This is a genomic window from Tessaracoccus sp. (assembly GCF_016714275.1).
Lineage (GTDB): Bacteria > Actinomycetota > Actinomycetes > Propionibacteriales > Propionibacteriaceae > Arachnia.
In genome coordinates this window covers 624,593-637,440 of record NZ_JADJNP010000004.1, presented here as the reverse complement: position 1 = coordinate 637,440, position 12,848 = coordinate 624,593, and the positions used below count along the sequence as shown (strand labels likewise).

Sequence of the window (12,848 nt, the reverse complement as noted above, 5' to 3'; positions counted from 1 at the left end):
GGACTCAGCCCTTCTTGAACATGTTGAGCATGCGCGCGGTCACGGTGAAGCCGCCGAACACGTTGATGGAGGCGAGCAGCACGGCGACGAACGCGACGATCTTCACGGCGTAGTTGTCGCTGGCGAGCTGCGTCATGGCGCCCACGAGGATGATGCCGCTGATGGCATTGGTGACGCTCATCAGCGGGGTGTGCAGGGCGTGAGTGACGTTCCAGACCACGTAGTAGCCGACGACGCCCGCGAGCGCGAAGATGCCGAAAAGGCCGACGAAGCTCGAAGGGGCGACGGTGAGGGCGCCGATCATCACGAGCGCCGCGACGGCGACCAGCACCACCTGGTGCCACCACGGGCGCGGCGGCTTCGGGGGCGTCGGCTCCACCTGGGCGGGTGTCGCTGCGGGTGCAGGGGCCGCCGAGACCTCGATGGGAGGCGGCGGGAAGGTGATCTCGCCATCGCGCACCGTCGTCATGGTGCGGACCACCTCGTCGTCGAAGTCGAGGACGAGGGTGCCGTCCTTCTGCGGCGTCATCAAGGTCAGCGCGTTGACCAGGTTGGTTCCGTACAGCTGCGAGGACTGGCCGGGCAGGCGGCTCGCGAGGTCGGTCCAGCCGATTATCGTCACGCCGTTGTCGGTGACGTACGTCTCCCCGGGCCTCGTCAGCTCGCAGTTGCCGCCGCCGAGGGCAGCAAGGTCGACGATGACCGATCCCGGGCGCATGGTGGCGACCATATCGGCGGTGACCAGCTTCGGCGAGGGGCGGCCGGGGATGGCTGCGGTGGTGATGATGATGTCAACGTCCGCGGCCTGCTCGGCATACAGCTGCGCGGCCTTCGCGGCGTAGTCGGCGCCGACCTCCTTCGCGTAGCCGTCGGAGCTGACGCCCTGGTCAGCAGTGTCGACGTGGAGGAAGGTCGCGCCCATGGACTCGACCTGCTCGGCCGTCTCGGGACGCACGTCGGTGGCGCGGACGATGGCGCCCAGCGAGTTCGCGGCACCGATCGCGGCCAGGCCAGCGACCCCGGTGCCCGCGACGAGCACCTTCGCCGGCGGGACCTTGCCCGCGGCGGTGACCTGACCGGTGAAGAAGCGCCCGAACGCGTGCGCTGCCTCGACGACGGCGCGGTAGCCGGAGATGTTGGCCATCGAGCTGAGCGCGTCGAGGGCCTGCGCGCGGCTGGTGCGCGGCACCATGTCCATGCTGAGCGCGGTGACGCCGCGGGCGGCGAGCCTCTCGGTCAGCGCGGCGTTCTGCCGCGGCCAGAGGAACGCGACGAGCACGGCGCCGGGCCGCAGCGCGGCGATCTGTTCGTCCGTGGGCGGGTTGACGGCCAGCACGACGTCGGACGCCCACGCCTCCGCCGTGGTGCCGATCGCGGCGCCCACCTCGCTGAAGGCCTCGTCGGGAAGGGCCGCCCGGGCGCCGGCCCCGGTTTCGACGAGGACGTCGTAGCCGAGGCCGATGAGTTGAGTGACGGTTCTGGGTGTCGCGGCCACCCGGTTCTCGCCGGGAGCCACCTCCAAGGGGATGCCGATTCGCATAAAGAGAACCTATCGGGTGCCCTTCTCACAGATTCACCGGGGTCGACTGGTGCGAGTCTCGGACACACATCTCTCTACGGCGAGGCCGCCCGAAAAGGGCTGGCTCCCCGCATAGAAAGATCTGTGTCCGAGCGAGAGTGGGAGACCGACCGGGGCGGCGGGTCAGAGGACGGCGCCGGGACGGTAGGCGGCTGCCTCGGGATCGGAGGCGACGACGACCGCCACGCGCTCGGCGACGCGCGCGACCTGGTCCTGCGCCGTGCCCGCGAGCTCCAGCGGGCTGACGACCAGCGCGTCGAGCTCCTCACGGCTGAGCTGCAGGCGGTCGTCGGCGGCGAGGCGGGCGAGCAGGTCGTTCTCCTTCGCGCCCTTGCGCAACCCGAGAGCGACGGCGACGGCGTGCTCCTTGATCGCCTCGTGGGCGACCTCGCGGCCCACGCCCTTGCGGACAGCGGCCATCAGCACTTTCGTCGTGGTGAGGAACGGCAGGTAGCGGGACAGCTCGGCCTCGATCACGGCAGGGAAGGCGCCGAAGTCGGCGAGCACCGTCAGGAACGTCTCGAACAGCCCGTCGAGCGCGAAGAACGCGTCGGGCAGCGCGACGCGGCGCACCACGGAGCAGGACACGTCGCCCTCGTTCCACTGGTCACCGGCCAGTTCGCCCACCATCGACACGTAGCCGCGCACGATCACCGCGAGACCGTTGACGCGCTCGCAGGAACGCGTGTTCATCTTGTGCGGCATGGCCGACGAGCCGACCTGCCCCTCCTTGAACCCCTCCGTGACCAGCTCGATGCCGGCCATCAAGCGAATCGTGGTTGCCACGTTTGACGGCGCGGCGGAGATCTGCGCCAGCGCGCTGACCGCGTCGTAGTCGAGCGAGCGGGGGTACACCTGGCCCGTCGATGTGAAGACCTGGGCGAAGCCGAGCTCTTCGGCGATCCCGCGCTCCAGCTCGGCCAGCTTCGCGGCATCGCCGCCGAGGAGGTCGAGCATGTCCTGCGCGGTCCCGACGGGGCCCTTTATGCCGCGCGCGGGGTAGCGGCCGACGAGGTCGTCGAGGCGGGCCAGCGCGACCAACAGCTCATCGGCTGCGGTCGCGAACCGCTTGCCGAGCGTCGTCAGCTGCGCGGCCACATTGTGCGAGCGGCCGGTCAGCGGCTGGTCCGCGTACTGCACCGCGAGCCGCGACAGCTGCGCGAGCGCGGCGACGACACGGACGCGGATCACGCGCAGCGAACCGAGCACCTGCAACTGCTCGATGTTCTCGGTGAGGTCCCGCGACGTCATGCCCTTGTGGATGTGCTCGAAGCCCGCGAGGTCGTTGAACTCCTCGATGCGTGCCTTCACGTCGTGCCGCGTGATCCGCTCACGCTCGTTGATCGACTCGAGGTCGACATCGTCGATCACACGCTCGTAGGCCGCGATCACCTCGTCGGGGTCTGCCCCGCCGAAGTCGACGCCGAGGTCGCGCTGGGCGCGAAGCACGGCGAGCCACAGCCGACGCTCGGCCACGATCTTGGCCTCCGGGGCCCAGATATCGCGCATGGCCACGGAGGCATAGCGGTTGGCAAGGACATTGGGGACGCTCATGGGCCGGAGTCTACTGGCGTTTGCGCGACGAGCCGGGCCGTGAGCCCACCCGTCCGCGGCGCGCTACCTCGGTGTCGGCGACTACCTCATCCGGCGCTGGACCGGCGAGACGGCCACTGACTACGGCATGGCCGCCCGCACCGGCGTCCTCGACATCGACAGCCGCGCCTGGAGCGAGGACCTTCTCGGAGCCATCGCCCCGTTCGCGCCGTGGCTCACCGCGGACCGACTGCCCCGTCCGGGGCCCAGCGGCAGCGCCGTCGGCACGCTGCGGCCGGCCGCGGCGGAGCGTCTGGGGCTCCGGCCTGACGTCGTTGTGGCGCTGGGCACGCACGACCAGGCCGCCGCGTACCTCGGCATCGGAGGCGGCCCTGGGGTGCGCTCCTGCATCAGCCTCGGCTCCTCGGACTGCTTCACCGTCGGCTCGGCCGCGCGGCCGCTGGGCTTCGACCGCACCGGCTTCGCCACCTACCCCATCGACGACGAGACGTGGATCACGCTGGCGGGCACGGCCGCCGGCGGGTGGGCGCTCGAGTGGTTCACGCGCATCGTCGGGCGGGAGCGGGTCGGCGACGTGTTCGACGATCTCAGCCCCGATCCGCCGCCGCTGCTCGTGGTGCCGTACCTGCGCGGCTCCGGCACCCTGGACAACGATCCCTCCGCCACCGGCACCGTCCACGGGCTGACCCTCGAGACGACGCTCCCCGAACTCGCGCGCGCGTTCATCGAGGCCTCGGCCCTCAGGGTCCCGGCATAGTCCTATCTCACGTTGTCAGGAGCAGGTCGGCGGCCCGGTTGATGTCTCGGGAGATATAGCGTAGGCCAGCGGCGATGTTGTCCCAGCCTGCCAGACGTAGCAGGCTGATGGCGATGTTGCGGAGGGTGGCCATGATCTCGGCGCCGGTGCCGGTGTGGACCCTGCAGCGGTCCTCGTCAAAAGTGACATCCCTGACCCAATGAAGGCGGTTCTCTATTCCCCAGTGATGCTGCACCCAGTTGGCCACGACGCGAGGCTGTGCCTGTGACATCGGCTTGGAGCAGATCAGGTAAGCCACTTCCACGCTGCGCTTGCCTTTACGGGTGGTGGTACGGCGGACCTGCAACACCTGCCTGGCCCCAGGGAAGTCGATCCAGGCCGGCACCTCGATCGCTTTGACGGTGCGGGTGGCCTTGCGGCCATGACCGACTTCGGTGGTAGTACAGCCCACTGGTATCCGGGTCCAGGGCAGGGCGGCGATCTGCTTGGCAGGGTGGGCTGGTTCTTCTTCACCGTGAAGACGAAGTCGGCGCCGTTGTCGGTGAGGAAGGTAGCCGTGGCGGTTTGCGTATGGAGCGCATCCGCGGACACGATCACTCCGGTCAGGTCCATCGTGCCTAGTAGATCCCGTAATGCCGGGATCTCATTGGTCTTGGCATCGACCCGTGCCTGGGCCAGTACCAGGCCCGTGTCGTGACTGAGCACCGAGACCAGATGCGGTAGGCAACCATCGGTCCCGCCGGATCGGCGCAGCGTCTTACCATCGACCGCGACCGCCCGGGCTCCGCCGACCCCGGTGTGGCGCTGTCGCATCCAGGCACCGCACAGCAGGTTGAACATGACCGGATCGCAGGCTTCCAGCACCCGACGGATCGTGCTCTCCGACGGGATCGGTGTCGACATCTGCACCCGTCGCAGCAGGGCTGGGCCGAGGTCTTGAGCCCAGTCCCAGATCCACCAGCGACTCGGCACCGGCCGCGACGGCAGCAACCGCGAGCGTGAGGATCACCTCCAGCCGATGCCGCCGACCGCGCCGATGCCGGGGCCGGGACCTGGGTGAGTAGTTCGAGGATGTTAACGGCGTGCGGCATGCCAGGTTCGACATGGGCGGCCGTGACAGGGAAGATGTCACTGGACGCGGTCCTTCGAGACGAGAACGGATGGGTTGACACCCCGATCTCAACCCGAAGACCGCGTCTCTTGGTCCACGACACGCCGACAAACCCAGCAAAACCCCTAGCCAGGAGCATCCTCAACAACCTTGCCGGGGCCCTGCCTCGGCCCTGGAGTTCGCGAAGATCGCGGCCGCGTTCGAGTCCCACGGCGTTGCCCCCGGGGTCCTCGTCGTGGCAGGCACCGGCGGGCGCAACACCGCGGCCCTGCAGGCGCGCTCCAACGCACTCGGGCGGCCGCTGGCGGTCGCCGCCGAGAACGCCTCCTGCCGCGGCGCCGCGCTCCTGGCGGCGCGCGCCGTCGGTCTGGGCGAAGCCTTCGCTGGGACGCTCGACCGCGCGTCCACGCCGCTGACCCCCGAGCCCGGGCACCTCGCGTGGTACCAGGCCCAGCGGGCGGCCTACGTCGCGCTGCGCGAGGCGACGGCGCACATCACCCCCAATCCCTCCACCCACATCCACATCTAGAGGAGACAAAATGATCGACCCGTCGTTCGACATCGCCAAGGCCCGCGAGGAGATCCTTGCCTACTGCCTGCGTTCCATGGAGTACGGGCTGAACTTCAATACCCAGGGCAACATCAGCATCCGCGTCCCCGGCGACGCGGACCTCTTCCTGATCACGCCGACCGACCTCGAGTACGACAAAATGAGTCCCGAAGACATCGTGCTGGTCAACGACCGCTATGAGGTCCTCGACGGCCACCTTGAGCCCTCCTCGGAGGTCACCGTTCACGTCGCGGTCTACAAGCGTCGCCCCGACGTCCAGGCGATCGTCCACTCCGAGCCCGTCTTCGCCAACGTGTGGGGGGTCGTCGGCGAGCCGATCCTCGGCACGCTGGTGAACATGGTCATCTACACCAAGGGCGACGTGCCGATCATGCCGTTCGAGCTCAGCAACAACGCGGTGTTCGGCGACCACATGTGCGACGTCATGGGCGACCTCAACGCCGTCGTGTGGGCCAATCACGGCCTCCTCACCGTCGGCCCCGACCTGCGCACGGCGTTCAAGACCAGCGTGGCCGTCGAGTCCGCGGCCAAGGTGCTCGCCTATGCCCGCGCCATCACCCCCAGCCCGATCGTGCTCGAGTTCGACAAGCTCGGCATCGATCACACGCTCTGATGGGCATCCGAACGCTGCGGCAGCTCCTCGCCGACGCCGAGGACGGCGGCTACGCCGTCGGCGCCTTCAACGTGTCCAGCCTCGAGCAGGCGGTGGCGGTGATGGAGGCGGCGACGGCGGAGCGGTCGCCGGTGATCGTGCAGGCGATCTCGGGCATGTCGCCGTACTCCTCGGAGGCGCGCTGGTGGCGCCAGCTGCGCGCCGTCGTCGCCGACTACGACGAGGTCGCCGCCTGCGTGCACCTCGACCACGGGCGCACCTACGACGACTGCCTCCGGGCGATCGCCGCCGGGTTCTCGAGCGTCATGATCGACGCCAGCCGCGACCCAGAAACCGACGAGCCTGCCAGCTATGAGGCCAACCGCGCGCTCACGCTGCGCGTGGTGGAGGCGGCCCACGCAGCAGGCGTGAGCGTCGAGGGCGAGTTGGGCACCGTCGGCGGCGCCGAGGCGGGCATCAAGGGCATCGTCGAGGAGATCGTCTTCGCTGACCCGGACACCGCGGAGCGCTTCGTCGCCGAGACCGGGGTCGACGCGCTCGCGGTCGCCGTCGGGACCAGCCACGGATCGGTGAAGTTCACCGACGCCGCGGGCGGCCAGCGGCTGCGGATCGGGCTGATCGAGCAGATCAAGGAGCGCCTCCCCGACACCTACCTCGTGCTGCACGGGTCGTCGTCGGTTCCGGCCGACGCGGTCGCGACGATCAACGCCCACGGCGGCGCGGTGACGCCGTCGTACGGGATCGGGCTGGAGCAGAAGCGGCGGGGCATCGCGTCCGGGATCCGTAAGATCAATCAGGGCACCGACTCGCACCTCGCGTGGAGCGCCGCCCTGCGAGAGTTCCTCGCGACCCAGCCCGCCGTCGTCGAGCCGAGCGAGCAGCTGCGCCCGGCGATGGCCGCGTTCCGCGACATGGTGGCGCTGCGGATGCGGGAGTTCGGGTCGGCTGGAAAGGCATGGGCCTAGACCTGCTGGACCGCGACGCCTGCCTCGCGGATCGGCTCGAGGTTCGCCTCGGGGGTCTCCACTCCGGTGATCAACAGATCGATGTCCGAGAGCGGGGCCACCCGGGCGAGCTGGGTCCGGCCGATCTTCGTGCTGTCGGCCACGAGCACGCGCTTGCGGGACGACTCCATGAAGCGCTTCTTCATGATCACCTCGGGCATCGACGAGTTGGTGACGCCCTCCGCGGACACCCCGTTGCAGCCGATGAAGCAGATGTCGCCGCGGATCAGCCCCATGAACATGTCGCCGAGGGGATCGACGAGCGAGTGCTGCTTGTGCCGCACCGTCCCGCCGGTCACGCCGACGGTGAACTGCTGCTCGCCGCGCTCGAATTCGAAAGCAATGGTAAGCGAGTTGGTGAAGACGACGACGCCCGACAGGTCGTCGCGCGCCAGCAGCGCGCGGGCGACGGCGGTGGTCGTGGAGCCCGCGTCGATCAGCACGGACTGGTCCCTCGTCACCATCGCGGCCGCCGCGTGCCCGATCCTGCGCTTCTCGCTCGTGGCCCGCGTCATGGCGAGTTCCAGCGCCGGTTCGGTCGCCAACGCGCGGTGGCCAGCGACGGCGCCGCCGTGCACCCGCTCGATGACGTGCGCCACCGCGAGCGCGTCGAGGTCCGTGCGGATGGTGACCTCCGAGACCTGGAACGCGCGGCTCAACTCGGTGACCCGCGCGAAGCCTTGCCGCTCCACGATCGAGACGATCTGCTCGCGCCGCACCGAGGCGGGAAGGATCGGCGAACCCTGTGTCATGCGGGCACCCTACCCGGGGAAACGCAAACAACCGCAAACCCGGGAGACCGCAAGGCCCGACCCCTTCACGGGGCCGGGCCTCGGGTTGCGGCGACGACCGGTCAGGCGTCGATGACCGCCTGCAGCTCGCCGACGCGCGGGCGCGCGCGCTCGGTCAGCAGACGCTGGCGCTCGCCGCGGTCCACCGACATCGCGTCCTTCCAGATCGACCGCCCGGCCATCGCGCCGGCCGCCCCCGCCTTCATCGCGGTGGCCACCTGGCCGAGGAACGTCTCGTGGTCAACGCCCGCCGACAGCACCGCCCACGGCACACCGCTCGCAGCTGCCGTGACCCGCTCGCAGGCCTCCGCCGAGCCGGGGAACGGCAGCTTCAGCACCTTCGAGCCGCACGCGACGCCGAGCTCCGTCGCCCCGACAAGCAGGTCGGCGAACGCGGCCGCGTACTCCTCGTCGGTCTCGCCCTCCAACCGGTAGAGCAGGAACTCGACGATGAGCAGCACACCCTCACGCTCGCACTCGGCGACCAGGTCGGCGATCTGCCGCCCCACCTTCGAGTCCGCATCCTGGCGGTCGGTGCGCACGTAGAACAGCATCTTGGCGACGTCGCCGCCGAGGTCGCGCACCGTGCGCGCGGTCACCCCGTCGACGTAGCGCGTGTAGCGCAGGCCGTCGACAGTCTCGAAGCCCGAGGCGTCCATGCCGACGACCAGGGCGGTCGAGGCGGGCAACGCCGAGTCGTCGACGATCCCCGGCAGCGCGACCTCCGGGTCGAGCAGAACCGCGGGCGCAGCGGGTGCGAGGTGCGTGGCGATGTCGTACTTCGCCTCGATCAGCTGCTCGGCCGTGACCTCCGCGGGCGTGGCCGACACCGCCTGCTTCATGCCGTTGCGCTGGTCGGCCGCCACGATCAGGAGGTGCCCCCCAGGTGTGAGGAGCCGTTCATAGGCCCGCCGCTCGGCCGGGCTCAGTTTCGTCGTCATGTCAGATCTGCCTTTCCTGTGGAATTCCATTCGCGCATCCGGAGCGCAACCGCCTCGCGCATGCCCGCGAGGCCGTCCTTGACCACCATCGCCGGCTCGATCTCGGACGGGTTCGTCGTCATGAACTCGCGGAGCCTTGCCGTGAAGGCCAGGTGCGAATCGGTGCCCTGGTTGATCTTGGAGAGCCCGTTGGCGATGCCCGCGACCTTCTCCTCGGGGGCGATGCCCCTGCTCGATCTTGCCGAGGTTCATGACGACGATCCGGTCGGAGAGCGTCATCGCCTCCTCCTGATCGTGGGTCACGAACACGCTGGTGATGCCCAGCTGCTGCTGGATCCTGCGGATCTCGCTGCGCATCTGGCCGCGCAGCTTGGCGTCGAGGTTGCTGAGCGGCTCGTCGAAGAGCAGCACCTTCGGCTTCATCACCATGGCCCGGGCGAGCGCGACCCGCTGCTGCTGCCCGCCGGACAGCTGGTGCGGCGCGCGGTCCGCGTACTTGAGCAGGTCCATGCTGGTGAGCGCCGCGTCGACCTCCTCGGCCAGCCGGGCGCCCTTGATCTTCTTCAGCTTCAGCCCGAAGCCCACGTTCTGCCTGACGGTCAGGTGCGGAAAGAGCGCGTAAGACTGGAACACCATCGACATCGGGCGCTTGTTGGGCTCCATGCCGACGATGCTGTCGTCGTCGAGCAGGATGTCGCCTGAGGTGACGGATTCGAAGCCGGCGACCATCCTCAAGGTCGTCGTCTTGCCGCAGCCGGACGGGCCGAGCAGCGTGACCATCTCGCCCGCGCGCACGGTGAGGGACACGCCGTCGACCGCGGGCATCGGGTTGTTGCCGTAGTACTTGACCAGGTTCTGCAGTTTGAGTTCGCCGGGGCGGATCATCGCCTCAAGCGCCAGGGAGTTGGTGGCAGTCATGTCGGTGTCCTTCACAGTCGCTTCTGCCGAAGCGCTCGGGGGTGGTCAAGAGGAACAAGATGTTGAGGATGCCGATCACGACGAGGACGATCGTGATCAGTACGACGCAGTACGCGAAGGCGTTGCCGAACCGGGCCGCCTCCACTTCGTTGAGGATCTGCGCGGTCATGATTCGCGTGCCCGGAGTGTGATGAAGATGATCGGCGACAGCGTCACCATCGATCGGGAGAACGCGTAGATGAGCCCGGAGAGCAGCGCCGGCCAGATCAGCGGCAGCGTGACCTTCCAGAAGGTGACGAGACTCGTCGCGCCGAGCGAGGTCGCCGCCTCGTCGATCGCCGGGTGGATCTGCTGCAGCGAGGCGATGCCGCTGCGCTGGGCCGACGGCGACGACCGGGCCACGTACATCATCACGATCGCGATGGCGCCCGCGAAGATCGCCGAGCCACCGGCGAGGGCGGGCAGGAACTGCCTCCCGCCGATCACCGTCGGAACGTTGAATGCCAACGCATAGCCGATGCCGAGGACCGTGCCGGGCACCGAGACGCCCAGCATGCCGAGGAAGTCCAGCCAGCCGGAGGACCGGCCGAGCTTCCGCACGACCAGCCACGCGACGACGATGCCGAAGACGCCGGCCAGCGGCATGGCGATCAGCGCGAGGCGGGTCGTGTCGACCATGGCCTTCGTCCCGAACCCGCTCAGGATGTAGGCGAAGTTGTCCAGCGTGAAGGTGTTGTTCACGCCTAGGTTCTTGACGAAGCCGCCCACGATCACCGTGGCGTAGACCACGACGATGAACGCCGAGAGCAGGTACACCGCGATTCCCATGGGCCAGCGCAGCGCCGGGGCCGTGATCAGCTCGGCCCGGCCGGCGGGCTTGCCCGTGACCGAGACCACCGACTTGCGCTTGACCCAGTACCGCTGCAGCAGGAACACCAGCAGCGCGGGAACGAGCAGTTGCACGGAGTAGGCCGCGCCGGCGGCGACGTTGTACTCGCCGGCGATGGCGATGTAGGCCCGCGCCGAGAGGACGGTGAAGTCGCCGCCAAGGACGACGGGGTTGGCGAGGTCGGCGATGGCCTCGACGAACAGCAGCATGAAGGACCCCAGCGTGCCCGGCAGCAGCATCGGCAGGGTGACCATGACGAAGGTCTGGAGCTTCGACGCGCCGAGGTTCGCGGCCGCCTCGTCGAGTGACGGATCCAGGTTGCTCAGCATGCCCTTGAAGTTCATGTAGGCCACCGGGAAGAACGAGATGCCGAGCACCAGCGTCAGGCCGGGCATGCCGTAGATGTTCCACTCCTGGCCGAGGATCTGGTTGCTGATCACCCCGCTGCGGCCGAACAGCGTGATCACCGAGGTGGCCAGTGCGAACGGGGGCGAGACGATGGGGATCATCGCGATCAGGTTCAGGATCTTCTTTCCCGGGAGCTTCAGCCGCACCTGGACGTAGGCGAAGATGAACCCGACGAGGGTCCCCGCCGCGCCGACGACCACTCCCAGCAGCATGGTGTTGCCGATGATGCGGCGGTTGATCGGATTGGTGAGGGCGCCGCTCAACACCTCGAGGCCCTTGGGCCCGAAGGCTCCCAGCAGCACCTGTAGCAGGGGCAGGATGACCAAGATCGTCAGCACGGCGATGACGGCGATGAACGTGATCTTGACGCCGAGGTCTTTCGGGCCGCGCGGACTGCGGCCCGTCCGTGGCGGCGCGGCGGCCAAGGGGGTTTCTGTGGGTAGTCCTGGCATGGCTATCCTCTCGATCCAAGAGCCTGAAGGTGGGAGATCGGCCTCCCCGGTCGCTTCTCAGCGACCAGGGAGGCCGCCTCGTCACTCCTTCGGTGCCGGGGCGATCTCGGCGTCGAACCGCGGAATCATGGGCTCGACGCCTGCGGCCGCCTCAGCGGGATCGAAGTCGAGCAGCTTGACCTTCTCCGGGTCGACCATGTTCGGCAGGACCTCGGCGTTGACGTTCGACGGGTTGGAGAACATGTTCACCTCGGGGCCGATGTTCTGGCCCTTGGGCGAGATCTGCCAGTCGATGAACACCTTGGCCGCCGCCGGATTCTTGGCACCGGCGACGAGGCTGATCGAGCCCATCGAGAAGCCGGTCCCCTCCTCCGGGTAGGTGAGCACCAGGTCGGTGCCGCTCTCGATGAGCTTCGTGCAGTTGTCGCTGAACACGATGCCGACGGCGATCTCACCGCGGCTGGCCATCTGCGCGGGCGCCGCGCCGCTCTTCGAGTACTGCAGGATGCTGTTGTGCAGTTCCTTGAGGTAGGCGAAGGTCGCATCCTCGTCACGGTTGTGGAGCAGCATCAGGGTCCACAGCAGGTTCGTGCCCGTGCCGGGGTCGCCGGGTGGGACACGGCAACCTCGCGCTTCAGCTTCGGGTCGAGCAGATCGGCGAAGCTCTTCGGCGCCTCGACGCCGAGCTTGTCCAGCCGCGCGGGATTGGAGCAGAACGACATCACGCCGAACTGCAGCGCCGTCCACTTGCCATCCGGGTCCTTCATGTTGTCGGGCACGTTGTCGGCCTCGGGAGACGCGTACGCCTCGGTCAAGCCCTGCTCCGCAGCCTCGATGTGGCCCTCGGCCGGCCCGCCGAGCCACGCGTCGAATTCCGGCGCCGTCTTCGTCGCCGCCATGCGCGCGACCGCCTCGCCGGTGCTCATCCGAATGAAGTTGGTCTCGATCCCGGTGTCGTCCTGGAACTTGCTGATCTTTGCCTGGCACACCTCGTCGTCGAAACTGCAGAGCACCGTCAGCGGGCCCTTCACCTCGCCACCTGGCTCGGTACCCCCACCTGGCTCGTCCACCGCACATCCCGTGACGGCGAGCAACAGCGAGAGCGGCGCCGCCGCCCATGCCCACTTCTTCTTCATCTCTTTGCCTCCCTTGGCTCCTGGTCCATGCCGGGCGCCGCGCCTCTGCGGCGGAACCGGACACCTGTTATTCAAGCCGGATGCACGAGCCCGAGGGGAGGCCTCAACGCCACGAGTGGTAACA

Annotated in this window: 12 protein-coding genes and 3 pseudogenes; 5 read left to right on the top strand and 10 right to left on the bottom strand. The window is 68.6% G+C overall.

The genetic code is table 11. The features are described 5' to 3' along the window. Window positions 1–4: 4 nt before the first annotated feature. Together IPJ61_RS17235 and purB are read right to left on the bottom strand one after the other, a co-directional pair. Window positions 5–1,540 (bottom strand): Re/Si-specific NAD(P)(+) transhydrogenase subunit alpha, encoded by a 1,536-nt coding sequence (locus IPJ61_RS17235; protein ID WP_297110491.1) that lies wholly within the window; start codon window positions 1,538–1,540, stop codon window positions 5–7. Window positions 1,541–1,702: 162 nt separating this feature from the next. Next, a complete protein-coding gene (gene purB, locus IPJ61_RS17230) occupies window positions 1,703–3,133 on the bottom strand; it encodes an adenylosuccinate lyase (protein ID WP_297110488.1) in 1,431 nt (476 codons plus the stop codon). Between the two features lie 67 nt (window positions 3,134–3,200). On the opposite strand from purB, the pseudogene IPJ61_RS17225 reads away from it, so the two are divergent. Next, a pseudogene (locus IPJ61_RS17225) lies at window positions 3,201–3,479 on the top strand (FGGY family carbohydrate kinase); the annotation flags it as partial. Between the two features lie 30 nt (window positions 3,480–3,509). Next, a complete protein-coding gene (locus tag IPJ61_RS17220) occupies window positions 3,510–3,890 on the top strand; it encodes an FGGY-family carbohydrate kinase (protein ID WP_297111012.1) in 381 nt (126 codons plus the stop codon). Window positions 3,891–3,897: 7 nt separating this feature from the next. Here the strand turns inward: IPJ61_RS17220 and IPJ61_RS17215 are convergent, their stop codons facing one another. Further along, complete coding sequence (locus IPJ61_RS17215) at window positions 3,898–4,341, bottom strand: ISAs1 family transposase (RefSeq protein ID WP_297110484.1); 444 nt, start codon at window positions 4,339–4,341, stop codon at window positions 3,898–3,900. Window positions 4,342–4,391: 50 nt separating this feature from the next. Beyond that, window positions 4,392–4,862 (bottom strand): annotated as a pseudogene (locus IPJ61_RS22340) (ISAs1 family transposase); the annotation flags it as partial. Between the two features lie 311 nt (window positions 4,863–5,173). On the opposite strand from IPJ61_RS22340, the gene IPJ61_RS17210 reads away from it, so the two are divergent. From IPJ61_RS17210 to IPJ61_RS17200, 3 genes are read left to right on the top strand one after another with little or no spacing between them, the layout of a single operon-like run. Continuing rightward, complete coding sequence (locus IPJ61_RS17210) at window positions 5,174–5,530, top strand: FGGY-family carbohydrate kinase (RefSeq protein ID WP_297111009.1); 357 nt, start codon at window positions 5,174–5,176, stop codon at window positions 5,528–5,530. Window positions 5,531–5,540: 10 nt separating this feature from the next. Next, window positions 5,541–6,185, top strand: coding sequence for a class II aldolase/adducin family protein (locus IPJ61_RS17205; protein ID WP_297110482.1), 645 nt, complete (start codon window positions 5,541–5,543; stop codon window positions 6,183–6,185). Further along, on the top strand, window positions 6,185–7,150 hold the full coding sequence (locus IPJ61_RS17200) for a ketose-bisphosphate aldolase (protein ID WP_297110479.1): 966 nt from the start codon (window positions 6,185–6,187) through the stop codon (window positions 7,148–7,150). The genes IPJ61_RS17205 and IPJ61_RS17200 overlap by 1 nt, the downstream gene beginning before the upstream one ends. On the opposite strand, the gene IPJ61_RS17195 is transcribed toward IPJ61_RS17200, so the two are convergent. The 6 genes and pseudogenes from IPJ61_RS17195 to IPJ61_RS17170 all read right to left on the bottom strand — a co-directional run. Further along, complete coding sequence (locus IPJ61_RS17195) at window positions 7,147–7,941, bottom strand: DeoR/GlpR family DNA-binding transcription regulator (protein WP_297110476.1); 795 nt, start codon at window positions 7,939–7,941, stop codon at window positions 7,147–7,149. The genes IPJ61_RS17200 and IPJ61_RS17195 overlap by 4 nt on opposite strands. A gap of 101 nt (window positions 7,942–8,042) precedes the next feature. Beyond that, a complete protein-coding gene (locus IPJ61_RS22565) occupies window positions 8,043–9,839 on the bottom strand; it encodes an ATP-binding cassette domain-containing protein (RefSeq protein ID WP_297110472.1) in 1,797 nt (598 codons plus the stop codon). Beyond that, window positions 9,811–10,008 (bottom strand): hypothetical protein, encoded by a 198-nt coding sequence (locus IPJ61_RS17185; protein ID WP_297110469.1) that lies wholly within the window; start codon window positions 10,006–10,008, stop codon window positions 9,811–9,813. Before IPJ61_RS17185 ends, IPJ61_RS22565 begins: the two co-directional genes overlap by 29 nt. Further along, complete coding sequence (locus IPJ61_RS17180) at window positions 10,005–11,588, bottom strand: ABC transporter permease (protein WP_297110466.1); 1,584 nt, start codon at window positions 11,586–11,588, stop codon at window positions 10,005–10,007. Before IPJ61_RS17180 ends, IPJ61_RS17185 begins: the two co-directional genes overlap by 4 nt. Before the next feature lie 81 nt (window positions 11,589–11,669). Next, the gene (locus IPJ61_RS17175) at window positions 11,670–12,302 is read right to left on the bottom strand and encodes an extracellular solute-binding protein (RefSeq protein WP_297111006.1); all 633 of its coding nucleotides are present in this window, start codon (window positions 12,300–12,302) and stop codon (window positions 11,670–11,672) included. Then, window positions 12,206–12,724: pseudogene (locus tag IPJ61_RS17170) on the bottom strand (extracellular solute-binding protein); the annotation flags it as partial. The pseudogene IPJ61_RS17170 and the gene IPJ61_RS17175, both read right to left, overlap by 97 nt. Between the last annotated feature and the right edge of the window lie 124 nt (window positions 12,725–12,848).